This is a genomic window from Actinomadura fibrosa, from assembly GCF_900659615.1.
Taxonomy (GTDB): Bacteria; Actinomycetota; Actinomycetes; order Streptosporangiales; family Streptosporangiaceae; genus Spirillospora; species Spirillospora fibrosa.
In genome coordinates this window covers 1-20543 of sequence record NZ_CAACUY010000121.1, presented here as the reverse complement: position 1 = coordinate 20543, position 20543 = coordinate 1, and the positions used below count along the sequence as shown (strand labels likewise).

14 protein-coding genes are annotated in these 20543 nt (G+C 72.3%); 5 read left to right on the top strand and 9 right to left on the bottom strand.

Annotation, left to right across the window (positions count from 1 at the left end; genetic code table 11):
* Positions 1-102: 102 nt before the first annotated feature.
* From E1300_RS30610 to E1300_RS30600, 3 genes are all read left to right on the top strand, one after another.
* Positions 103-3171, top strand: a complete 3069-nt coding sequence (locus tag E1300_RS30610) for an FG-GAP-like repeat-containing protein (RefSeq protein WP_131760577.1) — start codon at positions 103-105, stop codon at positions 3169-3171.
* Between the two features lie 140 nt (positions 3172-3311).
* Complete coding sequence (locus tag E1300_RS30605; RefSeq protein ID WP_165503059.1) at positions 3312-5516, top strand: exo-alpha-sialidase; 2205 nt, start codon at positions 3312-3314, stop codon at positions 5514-5516.
* 157 nt (positions 5517-5673) lie between these two features.
* Complete coding sequence (locus E1300_RS30600; protein WP_131760575.1) at positions 5674-6483, top strand: SDR family oxidoreductase; 810 nt, start codon at positions 5674-5676, stop codon at positions 6481-6483.
* A 400-nt stretch (positions 6484-6883) separates the two neighbouring features.
* Here the strand turns inward: E1300_RS30600 and E1300_RS30595 are convergent, their stop codons facing one another.
* The 4 genes from E1300_RS30595 to E1300_RS30580 form a co-directional block, all read right to left on the bottom strand.
* Complete coding sequence (locus E1300_RS30595; RefSeq protein ID WP_165503058.1) at positions 6884-8296, bottom strand: FG-GAP and VCBS repeat-containing protein; 1413 nt, start codon at positions 8294-8296, stop codon at positions 6884-6886.
* A gap of 461 nt (positions 8297-8757) precedes the next feature.
* Positions 8758-9924 carry an HpcH/HpaI aldolase/citrate lyase family protein gene (locus E1300_RS30590; protein WP_131760573.1) on the bottom strand — a complete coding sequence of 389 codons (1167 nt, stop codon included), beginning with the start codon at positions 9922-9924 and terminating at the stop codon, positions 8758-8760.
* 113 nt (positions 9925-10037) lie between these two features.
* Positions 10038-10739, bottom strand: coding sequence for an SGNH/GDSL hydrolase family protein (locus E1300_RS30585; RefSeq protein WP_131760572.1), 702 nt, complete (start codon positions 10737-10739; stop codon positions 10038-10040).
* A 7-nt stretch (positions 10740-10746) separates the two neighbouring features.
* Entirely contained in the window at positions 10747-11058 is a 312-nt protein-coding gene (locus E1300_RS30580; RefSeq protein WP_131760571.1) for a hypothetical protein, read from the bottom strand.
* Positions 11059-11384: 326 nt separating this feature from the next.
* On the opposite strand from E1300_RS30580, the gene E1300_RS30575 reads away from it, so the two are divergent.
* Complete coding sequence (locus E1300_RS30575; protein ID WP_131760570.1) at positions 11385-12344, top strand: isopenicillin N synthase family dioxygenase; 960 nt, start codon at positions 11385-11387, stop codon at positions 12342-12344.
* Between the two features lie 33 nt (positions 12345-12377).
* Positions 12378-13808, top strand: coding sequence for a purine-cytosine permease family protein (locus E1300_RS30570; protein ID WP_131760569.1), 1431 nt, complete (start codon positions 12378-12380; stop codon positions 13806-13808).
* On the opposite strand, the gene E1300_RS30565 is transcribed toward E1300_RS30570, so the two are convergent.
* The 5 genes from E1300_RS30565 to E1300_RS30545 form a co-directional block, all read right to left on the bottom strand.
* The gene (locus E1300_RS30565) at positions 13763-15046 is read right to left on the bottom strand and encodes an adenylosuccinate synthetase (protein ID WP_131760568.1); all 1284 of its coding nucleotides are present in this window, start codon (positions 15044-15046) and stop codon (positions 13763-13765) included. The two genes, E1300_RS30570 and E1300_RS30565, sit on opposite strands and share 46 nt — an antisense overlap.
* A gap of 12 nt (positions 15047-15058) precedes the next feature.
* A complete protein-coding gene (locus E1300_RS30560) occupies positions 15059-16030 on the bottom strand; it encodes a hypothetical protein (RefSeq protein WP_131760567.1) in 972 nt (323 codons plus the stop codon).
* Positions 16031-16041: 11 nt separating this feature from the next.
* Positions 16042-17079 carry a serine/threonine-protein kinase gene (locus tag E1300_RS30555; protein ID WP_242619483.1) on the bottom strand — a complete coding sequence of 346 codons (1038 nt, stop codon included), beginning with the start codon at positions 17077-17079 and terminating at the stop codon, positions 16042-16044.
* A complete protein-coding gene (locus E1300_RS30550; protein ID WP_131760566.1) occupies positions 17076-17909 on the bottom strand; it encodes an NUDIX hydrolase in 834 nt (277 codons plus the stop codon). Before E1300_RS30550 ends, E1300_RS30555 begins: the two co-directional genes overlap by 4 nt.
* Positions 17910-18175: 266 nt before the next feature.
* A complete protein-coding gene (locus E1300_RS30545; RefSeq protein ID WP_131760565.1) occupies positions 18176-20035 on the bottom strand; it encodes an APC family permease in 1860 nt (619 codons plus the stop codon).
* Positions 20036-20543 lie beyond the last annotated feature (508 nt).

The window sequence follows — 20543 nt, the reverse complement described above, 5'->3', positions numbered from 1 at the left end:
TGCGGAAAGGAAGTGGTGATGACCGGAGGAAACGGACGCCGTGATCGGCCCGGAGGAAGACGGCGAACGGCTCTGCTGGCCGCGTCGGGTCTCCTGCTGACCGTGGCCATGAGCCCCGGCCTGGCGGGATCGATGGCGCTCGCCGCCCCGCAATCACAGCGGGCCAACGAAGCGGCGGCGGGGCGGGGGGTGGCGGCTCAGGAGGGTGCGGCGCTGGCGGAGGCCGCGAGGACCGGGAGGCGCGTCGAGGTCAAGGGGCTGCGCACCGAGACCTCGCAGGTGTTCGCCAATCCCGGCGGCACGTTCACCCGGGACGCCTACGCCCTGCCGCAGTGGGTGCGGCAGGGCGGCACGCTGGTGCGGATCGACACGACCCTGCGCCGGAACGGGGACGGCACCCTGTCGCCCAAGGCCGCCGAGGTCGGCGTGAGGTTCTCCGGCGGCGGCACCGGCCCGCTGGTCACCATCGTCCGCGACGGCCGGAGCATGGCGTGGAGCTGGCCGAGACCCTTGCCCGCCCCCGTCGTGGACGGTGACACCGTCACTTATCGCGACATCCTGAAGGACGTGGATCTGAAGCTGAAGGCCGACTCGGGAGGCTTCGGGCAACTGCTGGTCGTCAAGACGGCCGAGGCCGCCGCGGACCCCGCGCTGAAGGAGGTCGGCTTCGGCCTGCGCGCCGACGGGGTCACGGTCGCGACCGACGCGCATGGGAACATGACGGCCCGCAATCCCGCCGGCCAGCAGGTCTTCGGTTCTCCGACACCTCTGATGTGGGACAGTTCGACCGGTTCCGCGCCCGCGGGTCCGGACGGCCGCAAGACCGTGCCGCCGCGCGCCGACGAGTTCGAGGCGCCTTACGGTGCGCGGCGGAATCCCGTCGGCATCAGGGCGCGTTCCGGCAAGCTCTCCCTCGTCCCCGACTCGGCCCTGCTCAGGGGGAAGGACACCCGTTTCCCGGTTTACATCGACCCTTACGTCTCCGGTGCGCGTGAGGCGTGGACCATCGCCTACAAGAAGTACCCTGACTCGTCCTTCTGGAACGGTACGGGCTGGGGCGGGAGCGGACAGAGCACGAAGGAAGCCCGAGTCGGCTACGAGAATGTGACCAACGGGCTTTCCCGTACCTTCTTCCGACTGGATTCCAACAACCTTTGGGACACCGACAAGGTCATCAAGAACTCCACCTTCAGGATCAAGAACACCTGGTCGTGGTCGTGCACCGACAGGCCCGTCGAGGTGTGGTCCACCGGGGCGATCAGCTCCGCCACGACGTGGAACAAGCAGCCGACCTGGTCCGACAAGGCCCTGGCCACCGTCAACGACTCCAAGGGGTGGAGCAGCACCTGCCCGGCCGGGAATCTCGCCTTCGACGTCACTTCGGCGGCCCGGAAGGCCGCTACCGATCACTCGAACAACATCACGCTGGGCATGCGGGCGCCCAAGGCGCTTGAGGACGCGCACGACGAGTACACGTGGAAGAAATTCGACGCCACCACGGCAGTGCTGTCCACCGAGTACAACACCGTTCCGAGCGTCCCGGCCAGTCTCGACACGGTCCCCAGCACGAAGAACCCGGCAGGGTGCGGCGACACCGCACCCTACGGCTCGATCGGCGACACCGACGTCTACCTCACCGCCAAGGTCGCCGACCCTGACGGCGGCACGGTGAGCGCACGGTTCAACCTGTGGGCGACCGGCCATCACGACGACGGACCCGGAGTCTTCCTCGACCAGACCGTCTCCGTCACGTCGGGGACGGTGGCGATGCTCAAGGTGCCCAAGGCCACGCTCGCGTCCAACGCCGGCGTTTCCGACGGCGACTTCTCCTGGACGGTCCAGACCGGTGACGGGGCCCTGACCTCGGCCTGGGCACCGACCACCGGGTCGGGCAGCTGCCGCTTCGCCTTCGACCCCGCGCGTCCCAGCAGCCCGCCCGGCGTGACCTCCCAGGAGTTCCCCAACGGCTCGGGCGGCTGGCCCGCGAACACCGGCACGGTGCACACCGAGGGCACGTTCACGGTCTCCAATGGCGGCGTCACCGATGTCACCGAGTACGAGTACTGGACGAGCTGGGACCCCACCCACCGCACCGCGTCCCCCTCCTCTCCCGGAGGCTCGGTGGACCTCAAGCTCACCCCGCCCAGCGCAGGCGCCAGCCAGCTCTACGTCAGGAGCCGCGACAAGGCGGGCAACTCGTCCGACATCACCAGCTACCTCTTCTACGTCAACGGCCGCCGCACGCCTGGCAGACCCGGCGACCTCAACGGCGACGGGAACGCGGACATCTGGGGCGTGGACGCCGCGGGCAGGCTGCACCGCTTCTTCGGCACCGGCGACGGCACCGTCACCGAGGCGTCCGGGACCGCCGGCGCCGACGACTGGACCGGCACCAGGATCACCCACCGGGGCGACTGGACCGGAGACGGCGAGGAGGACCTCATCGCCCTGCGCCATGACACCGCCCTCAACACCGACCGGCTGTGGATCCACCCCAACGACGGGACCGGCTACGCCTGCACCGCGTGCCCTGGGGGCGCGCGGAAACAGGAACTCGGCGTCTATGAGCCCGCCAATGACCACTGGAAGGACGGGGCGAAGCAGATCCTGGCCATCGGCGACGTGGACGGGCCCCTCGACGTGGACGGCGACGGAACCGTCGATGTTCCCGGTTTCCCCGATCTGCTGGTGAACACCGGCACCGCCCTCTGGCTGTACTACGGATCGCCCGACAACCATCTCGACTCCACACGTGACCCGGTGCTGCTCGCCGCCGGCGACAGCATGAGCGACGGCGGCAACTCCCTCGACAAGATCACTCTCGCGGCGCCGGGCGACTACAGCGGCGACGGGCAGGTGGACCTGCTCGCCCGCTTCGACGCCGCGGGCGGGCTGTACGTCTACGACGCCGTCAATCCCGACGGACCCGCCGGCGCCGGCCAGGTCGGGCCCGCCCACCGGAGTGGCGTCGGCCGGAACTGGGGCACCGACGCGGTGCCGCTCCTCACCGCGGCACCCGACGCGAACAACAACGGCAAGTTCGACCTGTGGGCCACCGTCCCCGGCTCGGGCAACCTGCGGATCTTCGCGGACTTCGACAGGACCACCAACTCCTACACGGCGGCCCGGACCGCCTCCGCCGCGTTCGCCGGTTACACGTCACTGGGCTGAACCGGCGCCACCCTTCCGCGTCCCGCTCGGGTGAACCGTGACCGCGATGTCCGCCATGCCGTCCTTGAAACGGAGTACCAGCGATGATCGACGCGGCAGGAGAGCGAGGCCGTCCGATGCGCGGCGGGAAAGCGCGCGCGATGAGCGCACTCGTCCTGCTCGCGGCGGTCTGGGTGGCGCTGGCGATGCTCGTCCCGCTACCGCGCGGCGTCGGCGCGGCCGTGCTTCCGGGCGCGCACCAGCAGGTCTTCGCGGCGGGGGAGCGGGAGAGCGGCGCGGCGGAGGCGTACGCGTGCTTCCGTGCCCCCGCGGTGCTGCGGGCCCGGAACGGCGACCTGCTGGCCTTCGCCGAAGCGCGCCTGGGCTCCTGCGCGGACAGCGGCCGTATCGACATCGTGGTGAAGCGCCGCGGCGAGGGCGCGACCGGATGGGGCGGCCTGCGGGTGCTGGCCAGGCACCGGCTGGACGCCGCAGGCGGGCCCGAAGCGTTCGCGCACAACCCGGTGCCTGTCGTGGACGCCGGATCGGGCCTGGTCACGCTGCTGTTCACCGAGAACTACAAGCGCGTCTACGCCCTGAACAGCGAGGACGATGGCGCCACCTGGAAAGACCGCCGCGAGATAACGTCCGACGTGTGGAAGCCCGCCTGGGGACCGCTGTACTCGGGGCAGCTCGGCACCGGGCCCGCGCACGGTGTCCAGCTGTCCGGCGGCGAGCATCCGGGTCGGCTCGTGATCGGCATGGGCTACCGCGTCGCCCCGGGCCGTCCCAAGGTCGACCCGAAGGGCGGCGCGATCGTCCACAGCGACGACGGGGGGCGTACCTGGAGGGTCGGGGCGTCCTCGCACGGCGCCGAACCCGCCATCGGCGTCCAGGAGCTGAACCTGTTCCAGCGCGGTGACGGCGCCGTGGTCGCGGTGGCCCGCAACGAGGAAGGGGATCCGTCGACCGTCGACCGGGCCGCCTACGCGGTCTCCGACGACCAGGGCGACACCTTCGACGCCGATTTCCGGCTGCTGCCCCCGCTGGACCTGCCCGACTCGGGAGTGCAGGCGTCCGTCCTCGCCATGCGGGCCAAGGGCCGCGACGGCTACGACCGCGCGCTGCTGGCCGCACCGGCCGGCCCCACGCGCGCGGACCTGACGATCCGCTCGTCCTTCGACGGCGGTATGACCTGGCAGTCTCCGGCGGACGGGGCGCTGGTACGGAAGGGCTACGCCGCCTACTCCGACATGGTGGACCTGGGCGACGGCCGCTACGGCATCCTGTACGAGGGCGGTGACCAGGGCCAGCACGAGTTCATCCGCTTCGCCGCGTTCACCGAGGCGGACCTGGACATGCCGGACGACCCCACGAGCCTTTCCGCCTCCCAGAGGTCTGGTGGGCTGGCCACGGCGGATCCCGACCAGGTCCACCTGTTCGCTCCCACGCCGGGCGGTGACCTCGGCCACTGGTTCGAGGAGGCCGACGGCACCGTCAAAACGGGGGCATGGGGCTCGGGGATCGCGGGCGAGGCGGTGTCGTTCCTGTCCGGGCGGCAGCAGCACGTCCTCGCGCGCGGGACGGACGGGAGCCTCCAGCACCGGTTCTGGGATGCGGGACGGGGAGGGCTCGTCAAGGAGACATGGTGCGAGCCCGGCACCGTGGCCGGAGCGCCCACGGGCTTCCTCGCGTCCGGCCAGCAGCACGCCTTCGTCCGGACCGCCGACGGACGGCTGCTGCACACCTGGTGGGACCCCGGCAGCGCGGCGCAGCGCACGCAGACGTGGGCCGCGGCGGGCACCGTGGCGGGCGATCCGGTGAGCGTGCCCTTCGGCGACCAGCAGCACGTCTGGGCCGCCGGCACCGACGGGCAGTTGCACCACTGGTGGTGGACGAAGGGTCCGGGTGTGCGACACGAAACCTGGGGCGGTTCGGTGCGCGGTACCCCGACGGCGTTGGTGTACCGCGGCGAGCTGCACGTGTTCGCCGCCGACTCGGGCGGCCGGCTGGCGCACTGGTGGTGGAGCCCGGACACGCAGGTGGTCGAGCAGCAGGCGTGGGCCACACCGGTTCCGCTGGCCGGACGGCCCGCCTCGTTCGTCCACGGCGCCCAGCAGCACGTCTTCGCGCGCACCACGGACGGCACGCTCGCCCACTGGTGGTGGGACCCGGCCTACACGGCGCCACGCTACGCGGTGTGGGCCGGAGCACTGCGTTCGGACCCGGTGACGCTCCTGGCCGGTGACGTGCAGCACGTCTTCGGCGCCGGTGCCGACGGTTCGGTCACCCATTGGTGGTGGGACCGGGCCGGCGGCATACAACATGAGGGCTGGGGAGGACGCATGAAGCCGGCCGAGCCGTGACCCCCTCGGCCGGGCCGGCAGTGACTGCGGCGCATACGAGCCGCCGAGTCAGCGACCGCGCCGATCGTCGTGCGACGGCTCGTCATTCGGCGGCGCGCACACGTGCATGTGTTCAGGACGGGTCGCCCGTCCGGCTCGACAGCTTGGAGGGAAGCAGATGAGCAAGGTCGTCGCGATCACCGGTGCCGCGCGCGGCATCGGCCTGGCCACCGCCGGCGCGCTGAAGGCGCGCGGCGCGACCGTGGTGATCGGTGACATCGACGAGGGCGCGGCCAAGGACGCGGCGGACGTGCTGGGCGTGGCCTCGTTCGCGGTGGACGTGACCTCGCGCGAGTCGTTCGCGGCGTTCCTGGCCAAGGTCGAGGAGTCGGCGGGTCGGCTGGACGTCCTGATCAACAACGCCGGGATCATGCCGATCGGGCCGGTGACGGGGGAGAGCGACGCCGACGCGCGCCGCTGCCTGGACATCAACGTGCACGGGGTGATGCTGGGCACCAAGCTCGCCCTGGACCGGATGCTGCCGCGCGGCCGGGGCCACGTGATCAATGTGGCGTCGGTGGCCGGGGTGATGCCGACGCCGGGCCTGGCCCTCTACAACGCCAGCAAGGCCGCCGTGGTGGCGTTCACCGAGGCGACGCGGCTGGAGGTCCGCGACCGCGGCGTGCACGTCAGCGCCGTCCTGCCGACCTTCACCAACACCGACCTGGTCGCCGGGACGCGCAGCCCCAAGGGCCAGCGCAACTGCGAGCCCGAGGAGATCGCCGCGGCGATCGTCGACCTGATCGCCCGCCCGCGCCCGCAGGTCGTGGTGCCCAAGCGGCTCGGCGCGCAGATCCGGCTGGGCGCGCTGTTCCCCGACGCGCTCAAGCGGGCCGTCGCCCGCCGCTACGGGCTCGACACCCTCTTCCTGGACTACGACCCGGAGGCGAGAAAGGGCTACGACGCCCGCATCCGATCCCGTCCCTGAGCGGCGTTGTGCGGCGTGGATTCAGTCGGCTGCGCTGCCTGATTGGGCTCAGACAGTCGCTCAATGCTTGTGCGAGGGGGCTCCACGCGCTCTCATCGGACATCACACCGTAGGTGGTGCCGAGAAGCTCGTTCCCGCCGACCGGGCCGTGCGGCGTTCTCCGAAAGCTCGCCAGCGTCGCGTCAGAACTTGCCCAGAGGGGTTACAGATTCAGCGGCTGATGTTCACGCCTGCGGCGAGGCGCTGAATGAGCGGCCCACCGAGGTCACCCCGGCCCGATGAAGGGGGAATGAGTCATCCGGGCCGGGGTGGCCTGGCTGCGTTCAATCAGCAGCCGGTGGGACGTGGAACGCCGACGGGGAAGTCAGTAGAAGTCCCGCTCAGATCGGCACTGCCCGGTTCAGGGAAGCAGGACTTGACCGAGGGAGGCTTTCCGGCCCTGGACGCCGAGGTTGGCGCTGCTGAACGCCTTGATCCCGGTCGTCGTCACGCCGGAGGCGGTGCCGTTCAGCACGTACAGCGCGCCCTCGGTGCCGTTCTCGCCGGACGATCCGACGGTCAGGTCGGCCTTGCCGTCGCCGCCGAGGTCGGCGAGCGAGACCTGCGAACCGAAGCGGTCGTTCGTCTCCACCGAGCCGGGGACGCCCGCGGTGCCCTCGCCGAACTGCTGCGCGCCCGTCCCGGTGAGCCCGCCGGACCCGCCGTACAGGACGGTCACCGCGCCGGCCTTCGCCGTGGTGCCGATCGCCTCCTCCGGTGCGCCGACCGCGACGTCGGCCTTGCCGTCGCCGTTGACGTCCCCGGCCGCGACGGCGGCGCCGAACAGGTCGTCGGGCTCCTCGGTGCCGGGCACGCCCTCGCTGTCCTGGTCGATGACGGTGGCGGAGCCCAGGCCGGACGCGGTGCCGGAGTAGACCCGCACCTGCCCGCCCTTCCCGTCGTCCGGGAAGCCCGCGACGAGGTCGGCCTTGCCGTCGCCGTTCACATCGCCCGAGGCGAGGGACTGGGGGGCCGCCTCGGACGAGGTGTACGCCGGGGTCGCGGACACACCGTTCGCCGATCCCGGGTGGACGTTGAAGCGGATCCAGTAGTCGTCGCCGTCGATGGGCGCCCACGAGACCGCGTAGGCGAGGTCGGCGTACCCGTCACCGGTGAAGTCCGCCGCGGTGGTGGCGACGCGGAACGACTCGCCCTGGCCACTGCCGATCCGCGTGACCGTCCCGGACGTGCTGCCCGAGGCCAGGCCACGGTAGACGGCGAACGACCCGGGCAGCCCGGCGGCCAGGTCCGGCTTGCCGTCGCGGTCGAAGTCGCCCGCGCTGACGGTCTGCGCGTTCTCGCCGAAGACCACGGCACGGGACGACAGGCCGCTCGCACTGCCGTAGATCAGCGTGATCCGGCCGCCGTCGAGCGGGCCCTGCGCGTCCTCGCCGCTCGCGACGACGGCCAGGTCGGCGTATCCGTCGAGGTCGAAGTCGGCCGAGGCGAGCGAGGCGCCGAAGTCGTCGTACCGCTCCGAGGAGCCCGGCACCCCGGCGCTCTCCTGCGTGATCACCTGTCGCTCGGCGGCGTCCGGACCGGACGCGCCGCCGTAGACCACGGTGACGAACCCGGCGGCGTCCATGCCGTTCGCGGTGCCGAACGGGCTGCCGGCCACCAGGTCGCGCTTGCCGTCGCCGTTGAAGTCGCCCGGAGACGCGGGCACGCGGGGCGCGGCCTGCGCCGGCACCGCCGCGAGCCCTGTCGCGCTTGCGCCGATGGCCGTCACGGTGGCCAGCACGCTGATACGGAACCGTCGCCTGTGTCGAGTCATGTACATCCTTTTGGCGGGGGAGTGGATACGGGCGTCGCCGCACGTTTCATTGGCCGTTTGCGAAGCCGTCGAAGTCAAGTCGTTCGGACGAACCGCGCCCGTCGGGTACGGCGGCCATTGCTCGAAGATGGCACGGATCAGTGTGACGATGCATCAGTAAGGTGACCGGCGTCCGTCATATCGATTCCGAACTCACATGGGATTGCATCAGTACCCGGCGCCGCGCTGCCGCAGTCTGGCCGGCGAATAGTGCGGCGGGACGGCACCTGCCGGCGGCCATTCGATGTCAGGCACCTCTCCTAGGCCGCCGCTTTTGTAGAGGGGTGATCCCGTCTGCCCTATACCGGTCCCTTTGACGGCGGCCCCGGGGATGGCGCCGGTGAGGCCAGCGCCGCGGGCGCCGTCGACACGGCGATGACGACCCCACCCCCGTTGAGGGCGCGGTCAGCGAGCCGGATCGTCTAATCCGTGGGCGCGGCGGCCTGCTGCGCCGCCTTCAGCAGGTCGGCGAAGCTCACGTCCGGGGCGGCGACCCCGAAGAGCCGCGCCCGCGACATCAACCGCTCGGCCCACGCCCGGTGCGGTCCCACCTCGTTCATCTTGTTGGCGTAGCCGCTGGCCATCGCGCCGCCGCCGGGCGCACCCAGCACGTCGGCGGCGTCGCTGTACTCCTCGTGGGTCACCACTTGCAGCGCGTGCACCGGTGCTACGTGGCTCGGGTGGATGACCGTTTTGCCCACCAGCCCGTTGGCCTTGTCGAGGTAGGCCTCGCGGATGAGGCCGTCGAGCTCGGCGCCGACGACGCCTTGCAGCGGCGAGGCGGGGGCCGCGTGCGGCCGGCGCGCGTGCGGCTTGAACGCCCGTGTCTCGGACGAGAAGTACTCCCAGACCGGTCCGGTCACCGCGAATCCGGTCCCGTCCGCGCTGCCGAGGACGTCGATGATGTCGGCGATCGCGGCCGCGACCGGGTGGAGGTCGTAGACCGTGAGGTCCGGTGGGCGGCGCAGCCCGAAGGCCGCGCACAGGTCGGTGCCGCCCAGCCGCACCGCGAGCACGCGTTCCCGGTGCTTGGCGAGCAGGCGCCCGGTATCGAGCAGCGTGCCGAGGCGGGTCTCGCGGTGCGCGGCGTCGCGGCTCTCGATGACCGGCATCACCGCCAGCCGGCGGCCGGTCCGCTCCTCGGCCCGCGCGACCGCGTCCAGGAACGTTCCACCATGGTCGGCGGCGAACTTGGGCAGGACGAAGCCGGTGAGCATGCCGAGGGCCGGGCCGAGCCGATCCGCCAGGTCGCTGATCTGCCCGGGGGCCCGCACCCTGACGAACAGCAGCGGCGCGCCCTCGGCGCCGGTGGTGTGCAGCTCGCGCAGCTGCGCGACCAGGTTCTGTTCGGCGGCTGTCACCTCGGTGTCGGCTATCGCGTCCTCAAGGCAGATCACCATGCTCGCCACCCCGCCGCGGGCGCCCGCGGCGACGTCGCCGGCCAGCCGCGGCCGTGTCGCCGGGCAGTACAGGGTGGCGCCCAGCGCCGCGGCGAGGACGTCGAGGGGGTCGTCGCGGTCGAAGGGCTCGGGTGCCCGGTGGAAGAGGCGCCGGCGATCCGCGCCGGCGAGATGGTCGAAGTGCCGCATGGGCCCCTTTTCATGGTGTTCTGGAGGCCGGTCACCGCCGGGCATGCGGCCGCGCCTGACCGCTGTCCGGCGATGACCTGCGCCCCTCCGGTGGAGGTCGTCGCCGTCGGCCGCTACGCCGACGCCAGGTGGGCGGCGAGCGCCCGGACGGTGTTCGCGGCGACGAACGCGTGGCCCCGGGCGTTGAGGTGCAGCTGGTCGCCGCTGTAGATGCCGGGGTCGGCCGCGACCGGGTGGTCCGGCGGGTTCTCGACGTGGCAGCCGCCGTGCTGGGCGGACACCTCGGCGGTGAGGGCGTTCAGGCGCCGCGTCCGGGACGAGATGACGTCGCGGTAGCGGGACGGTCCGAGCCCGGCCACCGTGAGGTCCAGCAGCCCGGTCGTGACGACGTCGGCGCCGGCGGCGCGGAACGCCGAGATCATCGCGCTCAGCTCGCGGCGCACCTCGTCCTCGTCGAAGTCCGGGCGCAGCATGTCGTTGCCGCCGGCCACCACGAACGCCAGATCGGGCCCGTAGTTCAGCGCGGGCCGCAACTGCTCGGCGGCGATCTGCGCGGCGACGAGGTCGCGGCGGCCGAGGTTGAGCGCGGTGAACCCGCCGGTCACCGCCCCCAGGGCCTCCTCGACGCGGTCGATCCACGACAGGTCGCGGTACCCGGGGACGGGCTCGCGGACGCCCTCGGCGATGCTGTCGCCGATCGTCACCATCCTCTTCCAGGGGGCGCCCGCGAGAAGCGCGGCGGCCCGGTCGGCGGGCAGCACCGCCGGGTCGGTCTGCTCGGTCAGTGTCGTCTGGGTCGGTGTCGTCTCGGTCATGCCTCTCCTATCGGGACGGGGTCGGACGAGTGGTCAGGAACACACCGGCCAGGGCGGCGTTGACGACGCGGCGCCCGGCCAGGTCGGCCAGGCGCCCGGCGGGCGCGAGGAGCGCCGCGAACAGCACCGAGTGCAGGGTGACGACCCACGTCAGCCCGGACAGCGAGGCATCGGCGAAGTCGGCGTGCGGGTCGGGGACGGCGAGGTCGGCGACGGTGGCGTCGAGCACGGCCAGGGACATCGCGCCGGCGGCGAGCCAGGGCACGTCGCGCCGCGCGCCGGCCTGGACGGGCGGCGCCGCGCTGGGCTCGGCGGTCATGAGGCACTCCTAAAGAACGAACGATCGTACAATTTCTGTCCGGGGAGCCTCCTGTCAAGCGGATCACCGTGTTGACTTTGCACGAACGATCGTGCAGTTGGCATGCTCCGGCCGTCGCCGTTCACGCCCGGCCTCCGCCTTGCCCGCGGTCTGGTCGAAGCCCTGGACGTGCGGAGCCCCTGCCGTCGGTCACGGTGACGTCGCCACATGCCAGGGGTGTTAATTCATGCGACGTGACCGTTTCATCTCTGTTTCGGGGGATGTTTCGGAGGCGGGCGGGCGCGATAGTAGGCGCGTCACCTGCCGCGCATGGGAAGGAACGTTCCATGAAGGCCGTCCCCATCGTCGACCTCGCCCCCTGGTTCTCCGGTGATGAGCGCGACCGCGCCGCCGTGGCGGAGAGCGTGGACGCCGCGCTCGGCGAGATCGGCTTCCTGGTGGTCACCGGGCACGGGGTGCCGCGAGCGGACCGGGACGCGATCCGGGCCGCCGCCGCGCGGTTCTTCGCGCTGCCCGAGGACGCCAAGCGGCGGTACGCGGCGACGGTCGGCGAGCGCGGCTGGCTGCCGCCCGGCGTCGAGGCCAACGGGTACGCCGAGGGCACCGAGACGCCTCCCGACCTCAAGGAGACGTTCGCGACCGGCGCGGACCGCCCCGTCGGCGACCCGCTGTTCGACGCCGAGTGGTTCCTGCCGAACGTGTGGCCCGCCGAGGTCCCCGAGCTGGAGCCGCTGGTCACCGCCTACCTCGCGCGGATGAAAGCGCTGTCGGACGAGCTGCTCGTCCTGTGCGCCACCGCCCTCGGCCTGCCGGAGGACTTCTTCACGGCGCGGGCGGCGCACCCGTCGTTCACGTTCAACATCAACCGGTACCCGCCGATGTCGCAGCTCGGCCAGCCCGAGCCGGGGCAGTTCCGCATCGGCCCCCACACCGACTTCGGCACCGTCACGGTCCTCGACCGGCAGGACGGCGTGGGCGGGCTCCAGGTGTACTCGGACGAGGCCGGCTGGGTCGACGCCCCCTGGGTCGAGGACTCGTTCACCATCAACGTCGGCGACCTGCTCGCCCACTGGACGGGCGGCCGCTGGAAGTCGAACCGGCACCGGGTCCTGCCGCCCGACGCGAGCGCGCCCGACGAGGAGCTGATGTCGCTCGTCTTCTTCTACGAGTGCGACCCCGGCGCCCGCATCGAGCCGCTGGGCCCGCCCGTCGGGCGCGCCGCCGGCGAGACCGTCCGCGCGCACGACTTCATCATGGAACGCCTCGACGCCATCACCATCGCCTGACCTCGCAGTTCCCCCCGCATGTGAAAGGCCGGCATGACCGAGACCAAGGATCCCGCGGCCGGGATCGTCGTCCGCGAGGGCGACTACGGCGACCGGATCGCCGCCGTCGAACCGGGCGGCGCCGGGTTCATCCCGCTCGACCAGCGGCACGGGCGGCCGCGCGCGCTGTTCTGGACGTGGACCTCGCCCAACCTGGAGTTCGCGACCGTCTTCCTCGGCGTCCTCGCCGTCGCCGCGTTCGGGCTGACGTTCTGGCAGGCCGCCGCCGCGATCGTCGTCGGGACGGCGCTCGGGTCGGTGACGCACGGCGTGCTGTCGGCGCGCGGCCCGCGGTACGGGGTGCCGGAGATGGTGCTCGGCCGGGTGCCGTTCGGCTACCGCGGCAACCTGCTGCCGTCCACGCTGAACTCCGTCGCGGGCGGCGTCGGCTGGTTCGCGGTGAACAGCGTCAGCGGGTCGCTCGCGCTGAACACGCTGACGGGCCTGCCGAAGCCGCTGTGCCTCGCGATCGTCGTCGCGCTCCAGGCGGGCGTCGCGTTCTTCGGCCACAACCTCGTCCACGCGTACGAGCGGTACGCGTTCCCCGTGCTCGCGGTGGTGTTCGCCGTCGCGTCCGCCATCATCCTCGCCAAGGCCGACTTCGGCGCCCCGGCGCCGGCGGGGGCCGGTCCCGGCGGGATCGGCGGGTTCCTCGTCGTGGTCGGCGCGACGTTCGGGTACGCGGCGGGCTGGAACCCCTACGCCGCCGACTACACCCGCTACCTGCCGCCCGACACGGATCGGAAGGCGACGGGCCTGTCGGCGGCGCTCGGCGTCTTCACCGGCTGCGTCGTCCTTGAGGTCGTGGGCGCCGCGTCCGCGACGCTCGGCGGCAAGGCCCTCGCGGACCCGACGGGCGCCTTCACCGGGCACCTCCCGTCCGTCGTCGCGAACCTGACGCTGCTGGTCATCGCGATCGGCGCGGTCGGCGCGAACGCCATCAACATCTACTCCGGCTCGATGTCGTTCGTCGCGACCGGCATCAGGCTGCCGCTGCCCGTCGGCCTGCAACGCGCGCTCGTCGCGGTCGCGTTCGGCGCGGTCGGCCTGGTCGTCGCCTACTTCGGGCTGGACGACGCGGGCCACGACTACGAGGCGTTCCTGCTGGTCATCGCGTACTGGATCGGGCCGTGGCTGGGCGTCGTCCTCACCGACATGGCGTTGCGCCGCCGCACCCCCGTCCCGGACGAGCGGATGGAGGCGATGACCTTCGACACCGGGCACCGGAGCTGGGCGGGGCCCGCGGCGATGGCGCTCGGCGTGGTCCTGTCCGTGTGGCTGTTCTCCAACCAGGAGAAGTACGTGGGCGTGGTGCCGGACCGCTGGCCGTCGTTCGGCGACATCACGTTCGCGGTCGGCTTCGTGATCGCCGCCGCGGCCTACACGGCGCTGCGCAGGGCGCCCGGGTTCCGTCCCAACGGCTGACCGGACACGGCTTTGTCCGCGGCCGTCGGGCCGTACGAGCGGAGGACGATCGGGACGTCCAGCACGTCCGCGATCGTCTCCTCCGCCCGGCCGAGCGGCGCGTACACGGGACGGGCGTCGAAGAGCCGCCCGGTCAGGGCCGCCTGGCGGTCGAGGTCGCCGGGCGGCCCCGGCTCCAGGCGCTCGACCCGCCGCTCGCCGATGGCGTAGGCGCGGCAGACGCGCAGATCCGGACGCGCCCCCGCGACGTCCAGATGCGTGACCGCCAGACCGTCCACGCCACCGGTCAACTCCAGCGCGTAGCGGAGCGCGACGGCGTCGAGGTGCCCGACACGGAACGCGCCCTGCCAGGGGCCCGTCCCGTTGTGGGCCTCGGGCAGGGTGGCGGTCAGCCGCGCGTCCTCCGTGACGAACGGCCCCGGACCGTGACGCGTCGCGTACGTGCGCAGGACCCCGAGCCGGGTCGCCGTCTCGCCCGCCTCCGCCAGAAGGGTCTCCGCGTTGGCGAACGTGGTCGTCGACCAGGTCGTGTACGGGTGGAAGCCATGCCACTCGTCCAGCAGCACGCCCTGCGCGCCCTCGAAGACCACGTCCCCCTCCCGGAGGAGGCGGTGGAGGTGCCCGCCACCGACGATCCGCACCCGTTCGGCGAACGCGAGGAAGGCGTCGGCGCACGCGTCCACATCCGGCACGTCGCCGCCTGACGGGAAGGCCGCAAGGTACCAGTCGCGCAGCGCGGCGAGCCGGCGGCGCAACCGCGCGGGCGACAGGCAGTCGCCCGCGCGGGGCGCGTCATCGTGCGCGAGGGCGTACGACGCCGTCTCGCCGATCCCCATGCCGCACGACCCGTGCCGGGCCGCACCGCGCGCGGCCTCCCGCGCGCGGTTCGCGGCCCGGTGGTAGGGCGTCGTCAGCAGCGCGTCCCGGTCGACGGTCAGCCGGTCCAGCGCGTCCGGGACGCCGAGGGCCCGCAGATGCCCCGCCTCGGCGGCGAGGGCGAGCGGGTCGACGAGCATGAACCGCGACAGGTGCGTCCGGACGCCGGGCGTGAACGTCCCGGAGCCGAACTGCGCGAACGTGTGGGCCCGGCCGTCCCGCGCCACGACGTTGTGCGCCGCCTGCGCGCCCCCGTTGAACCGGACGACCGCGGCGACCCCGGCCGCCTCGCAGAGCCGGTCCACGACCGTGCCCTTGCCGGCGTCCCCGAAGCCGAGGTCCACCACGATCACGTGCCCCATCGCGGTGCCCCCTCAGAGCCGCGTCGTCGCGGACGGGCCGGCGGCGTCCAGCCCGGGCGGCGCCGTCGACACGGCGGCCGGCGCGCGGGACGTCTCCAGCCGGGCCAGCGCCCGCGACACCGACGCGCCCGCCGCCGAGCCCGCCTCCCGCAGGTGCTCCAGCCCCTCGTCGAGGTCGATGGCCTCCTCGGACAGCCCGACGGTCAGCGCGATCGTCTCGCACACCGCGTCCAGGTCGTCCAGGTACAGGACGTGCTGGCCGAGCAGCCCCTGCCAGAAGTCCTTCAGCTTGCGGCTCCCCGAGTGGCAGGCGCCCTCCGGGATGATGAAGTACACCTCGTACATCCGCTGGAGCTCGCGCACGATGTCGGCGACCGGGATGTCCTCGGGGATCTCCTCCCCGAGCACGTTCGCGACCTCGCGCCGCTTGACCTGCGGGTAGGCCAGCTCGTCGCCGATGAGGAACAGGTAACCGCGCCTGCCGCGCTTCTCGAAGCAGTCGATGGCGGTGTGCCGGGCCATGAAGTACATGGCCAGCTCGTACGACTCGGTCATCTGGCCGCCGCCCCCGCCCTCCAGCAGGATCTTGCCGAGGTCGTCGTCCATCCGGTTGTCGGCCTCGAACTGGCCGACCTGGAGCGGCGCCCGGTCGCAGGTCGCGTCGCCGACCGCGCCGAACAGGATGTGCGGGTCCGCGACGTAGCCCTTGCGCAGCAGCAGCCCGAGCAGGTCCGGGAGCTTCGTCTGGAGCGTGCGCGGCACGGTCCCCATCGACCCCGTCACGTCGAACAGCACGCCGATCGCGAGCGACTCGGGGTGGTCGTCGGAGTCCCGGCTCTCCCGGACGGCGACGCCCTTCGGGTCGAGGTCGGGGTGGACGGCGGTCGCGCCGCCGTCGCTGTAGGCGAAGGCGCTCGCGCCGGTGGCCGCGCGGTAGCTCGCGCGCGCCGAGTACACGTCGGTGGACCAGTGTCCGCTTCCCATGATCGTCTCCTTCAGACGTGGGCGGGCAGGTGGAAGGGGCGGAACCGCCGGGGGCCGTACAGGCGCTCCAGCAGCTCGTCGAACTCGCCCAGCAGCCGCCAGGCGTCGGACGGGCGGCGGTTCTGCGCGGGCAGCAGGCAGCCGCGGGCGAAGGCGCGCATCGCCCTCGGCGCCCGGTCGCCCATCAGGCCGGTCATGCACAGGGTGGCCATGTAGATGTCGGTCGCCGGGCTCGCGGGCCGCCGCGCCAGGACCTCGGGCGGATACCGGCCGGCGTGCCGCGCGACCATCGCCGGGACGCGGCCCGACCCGTCCACGTGGGCGTAGCAGCCGGGCACCGAGTAGCACCAGTCGACGAGCACCAGCCCGTGCTCGCCCGGATGGATCATGACGTGCTCGGGCAGGACGGCGCCGTGCAGCACCCCCGCGCGGTGCGCGAACCCCAGCCCGACCAGCAGCCGCCGCCACATCCAGGCGGCGTCGCGCGGATCGACGCCGTCCGGGTACGCCTCGGCGACCTCCGCGAGCGTGTGGAACCCGTCCAACCGGGCGACGGCGTTGACGTGCCGCCGGGCGCCGGTCACCTCGTCCCGGTGCTTGAACGACTCGACGAGCCTCGGCACGTACGGCAGGAACCGCCCGTCGCCGTCCTTCGGAAGCTGCCGCAGCGCCACCGCCTCGCGTTCGAGCAGGTCGCTGTCCCGCGGATCGCGCGGCATCTTGAGCAGCACGGACGCCCCGCCGTCGGCGGCGTAGAGCCGGGCGAGATCACCGTCGACCTCCGCTCCCGGAACGAGCCGGTAGGTACGGCGACGGGTGGCGATGACCGACGAGTCGCCTTTGTACGCCCGCCAGAGCGCGTTCAGCCTGATGAACGCATCGCGCGTATACCCGTCCGTCGCGTCGGGATGGACGAGCCGCGCCAGCCTCCGGTAGCGCCGCGCGGCCTCGTCGGCGTCGTCGCCGAACAGGTCGGCCGGAACCCGCGCCCCGGCCAGCCGCGCGAGAGCATCGTCGAGTTCGCGGATGTCCACGTCGTCGGGCCTCACCGGATCTCCTCCTCACGGCTCGGGCGGAGCAGCGCGGGATGCAGCAGCCGGGCGTCCCCCGCCCGATAGAGCCGGGGCCGGGGACCGCCGCGCCGCCCGCCCCGGTCGGACGTCGCGCCCGTGCTCTCCACGAACCCCGGCACCGACAGGACCTTCCGGTGGAAGTTGCCGGCGTGCAGCTCCTCGCCCCACACCGCCTCGTAGACGGCGCGCAGCTCCGGGATCGTGAACTCGCCGCCGCAGAAGGCCGTGGCGAGCGGCGTGTACTCCAGCTTGGCGCGGGCGCGCTCCAGCCCGTCCGCGAGGATCCGCGCGTGGTCGAACGCCAGCCGCCGCGTGGTACCGGGACGCTGCTCCCCGCTCTCGGACAGGCCGAGCGCGTCCACCGCCGTCCACGTCGCGTCGGCGGCATCCCCGCCCGCCTCCGGATCGGGAAGCTCCGGCGCGAACGCGAGGTAGGCGACGGAGATGACCCGCATCCGCGGATCGCGCCCCGGCGCCCCATACGTACCGAGCTGCTCCAGATGGACGCGTCCGAGCGCACCGCCCTTGGCGCTGAGCCCCGTCTCCTCCGCCAGCTCCCGGACCGCGGCCTCCGGCAGATCCTCGGCGTCATCGCCCCGCACCGGCCCGCCCGCGTGCACGAACCCGCCGGGCAGCGCCCACATCCCCGCGAACGGCGCGTTACCGCGCCGCACCAGCAGCACATGCAGCGCCCCGTCACGGATCGTCAACGCCACCACGTCCACCGTGACGGCGACCGGGTCGTAAGCGCGCGGATCGTAGTTCGCCAGGAACTCGCTCTCATCCCGCTCCGGAACCGCCCCCACCCCAACCCTCCCAACATGACCTCAGTCTGAGTAAGTCTCAGCATGAGTAGAACTCAACCTGAGAAGAACGTAACCGACAAGAAGACCGATGTCCAGAGATTTCAAGCAACGCAGCGACCCAGCGCTGCGATCGCGTGCGAAGCCAGTGCCGAGCCTGCGAGGCACTGATCGCGCAGTGAGCCGCCAGGCGAGCCGGAGCGATGCAGCGATCGCCGCAATGCCCGTTGAAGGAGGGCCGCCAAGGCCCGACGCCGAGGGCGTTGCAGTTAGACCGGATTTGGGCCTGTGGCGCGTGTGTCTCGTCTGGCTTCTGGGGGCTCAGGGTGTTCGGGGTTGTGTTGCTGGGAGGAGAACTGGCCGCTGGGGTTCCGGTCGGGGTGCGGGCTGCCGTACTGGCCGGTGGTGGAGTAGCGGCCGGGCGGGTACGGGGCTCCCGGCGGCGGCGGGGGAGGGGCAGGGCTCGGGGCGCCTGGGGGCACGTCGGTCGGGTACTGCTGGCCGAGGCCGAGGTATCCGGTGGGCTGCGCGCCGCTCTGGTAGGGGACGGGGGTGTACGGGACGGCGCCGGGCGGCGGCGGGGCGGGGTAGGGGACGCCTCGCGGTGGCGGCGCGGGGGCCATGGGGGCGGCGACCGGGCGTTCGGGTGGGGCTTCCAGCAGCAGTTTCATCTGGCTCTTGCGGCGGCCGTAGGCGAGGTACAGCAGGATGCCGGCGGCCATCCAGATCGTGAAGTAGCCCCAGGTCTGGACCTTGAGGTTCAGCATGAGCCAGCCGGTCGCGATGATCGTCGCGACGGCGGTGAGCGGGGCGGCGGGGACGCGGAAGGGGCGGTGCAGGTCGGGCCGGTCGCGGCGCAGGGCGAGCACGGCGGCGGCGACGAACAGGAACGCGAACAGCGTTCCGATGACGACCATCTGCTCCAGGGTCAGCACGTCGATGGTCTGCGACATGACGACCGCGGCGCCGCCGGCGACGAGGGTGGCGCGGGAGGGGACCTTGTAGCGGCTCATGTGCGCGACGGGGCGCGGCAGGAGCCCGTCCCGGGACATGGAGAAGACCACGCGGGTGAGGCTGATCAGCACCACGAGGATGACGGTGGTGAGCGCGATCACGGCGCCGATGTCGATGAACTTGCCCATCGAGGCCGCGCCGACGGTGTCGAACGCGGCGGCGAGGACGGGCTTGCTCGTGTCGACGTCCTTGAACGAGACCATGCCGACCATGGCGACGGCGACGCCGACGTACAGCACGACGGCGACGACGAGGCTGGTCAGCATGCCGCGGGGCACCTTGCGGGGGGCGTCGTCGGTCTCCTCCGCGGCGGTGGCGATCAGGTCGAAGCCGATGTAGGCGAACGCGATCGCGGGCGCCGCGGCGAAGATCCCCCAGATGCCGAAGACCTCGGGCGTGCCGCCGCCGATCGCGCCGAGCATCGCGTTGAGGACGGTCTGCTCGCCGTCGGGGGCGGGCCGCGCCGGGGGGACGAACGGGGTGAGGTTGCCGGGGTGGAAGAACTTGAGCCCGGTGGCGATGACCAGCGCGATGACGATCAGCTTGGCCATGACCATGTACCACAGGCTGCGCAGGCTCATCTGGCCGCCGGTCGCGAGCATCGCGATCAGCAGGAGCAGGATGCCCAGGGCGAACAGGTCGAAGCCCTTCTCCTGCCCGATGATCCCGCCGAGCCAGGACGGGATCGGGACGCCGAAGTCGGCCAGCGCCTGCGTCGCGTACAGCGACCAGGCGCGCGCGACGACCGACGCGGCGAGCAGCAGTTCGAGGATGAGCGCCCAGCCGACGACCCAGGCCCACACCTCGCCGAACGCGACGTAGCTGAAGGAGTAGGCGCTGCCCGCCACGGGGACGATCGAGGACAGCTCGGCGTAGGAGAGCGCGGCGAGCAGGCAGACGGCGCCGGCGATGAGGAACGAGATGATCACCGCCGGGCCGGCGGTGGTGGCGGCCTGCTGTCCGGAGATCTTGAAGATGCCGGAGCCGATCATGACGCCGAGGCCGAGCACGATCAGGTCGCGGGTCCGGTAGACGACGCGGAGCCGGTGCCGGCCGCCGTAGAGCCGGCCGGTGGCCTGCTCCACGGGCAGTCGCCGGAACATGTTGTTGCGCATGCGGATGTCCCAGGTCGTGAGTTTCGTTTCCCCCAGGCCCTGCACCCGCGCCGCTGTTCGCGAGAGACGGCTGGTCGAAGTCCCTAAGAATTCACCAGGTATGAGCGTATTGGCAACGTTTTCCGGTGGATTGATGCCGGGCCGGGGCGTCCCGGCCCCGGAAAGGCGGTTCTCGGTGCCGACCTGGAGCGGAGCGCTCACGGTCGGCGATGGGTGATTCGGTTTCGGCTGGAACGGTCCGGCCGTTTACCACCGCCGTCCGCCGCGCCGGAGCGGGCCTTCTTGATCAATTCCTTTTCCCCCGGGCGGGACGGCCGTCCGGGGTCGGCCGGTGCGGACGGTGGCGCGCGGCGGAGATCGATGAAACGGTAGGGGCGCCGCGTCCCTCAGGAGGTTCGGTGTCCCGTAGCACGTGGTCCTCGCGCGCCTTCCGCCACTGCTCCGCCTCGGCGGCCCTGGCCGTCACCGCCGCGCTGGCCGTCCCGGCCGCGGCCGCGGCGGCCGCCCC

Excerpts from the sequence above, each read along its gene's own strand:
- E1300_RS30565 (WP_131760568.1), bottom strand. The coding sequence starts at position 15,046 with ATGGGGCACGTGATCGTGGTGGACCTCGGCTTCGGGGACGCCGGCAAG.
- E1300_RS30570 (WP_131760569.1), top strand. The coding sequence starts at position 12,378 with ATGACCGAGACCAAGGATCCCGCGGCCGGGATCGTCGTCCGCGAGGGC.
- E1300_RS30585 (WP_131760572.1), bottom strand. The coding sequence starts at position 10,739 with ATGACCGAGACGACACCGACCCAGACGACACTGACCGAGCAGACCGAC.
- E1300_RS30560 (WP_131760567.1), bottom strand. The coding sequence starts at position 16,030 with ATGGGAAGCGGACACTGGTCCACCGACGTGTACTCGGCGCGCGCGAGC.
- E1300_RS30600 (WP_131760575.1), top strand. The coding sequence starts at position 5,674 with ATGAGCAAGGTCGTCGCGATCACCGGTGCCGCGCGCGGCATCGGCCTG.
- E1300_RS30580 (WP_131760571.1), bottom strand. The coding sequence starts at position 11,058 with ATGACCGCCGAGCCCAGCGCGGCGCCGCCCGTCCAGGCCGGCGCGCGG.
- E1300_RS30605 (WP_165503059.1), top strand. The coding sequence starts at position 3,312 with ATGAGCGCACTCGTCCTGCTCGCGGCGGTCTGGGTGGCGCTGGCGATG.
- E1300_RS30590 (WP_131760573.1), bottom strand. The coding sequence starts at position 9,924 with ATGCGGCACTTCGACCATCTCGCCGGCGCGGATCGCCGGCGCCTCTTC.
- E1300_RS30595 (WP_165503058.1), bottom strand. The coding sequence starts at position 8,296 with ATGACTCGACACAGGCGACGGTTCCGTATCAGCGTGCTGGCCACCGTG.
- E1300_RS30575 (WP_131760570.1), top strand. The coding sequence starts at position 11,385 with ATGAAGGCCGTCCCCATCGTCGACCTCGCCCCCTGGTTCTCCGGTGAT.
- E1300_RS30545 (WP_131760565.1), bottom strand. The coding sequence starts at position 20,035 with ATGCGCAACAACATGTTCCGGCGACTGCCCGTGGAGCAGGCCACCGGC.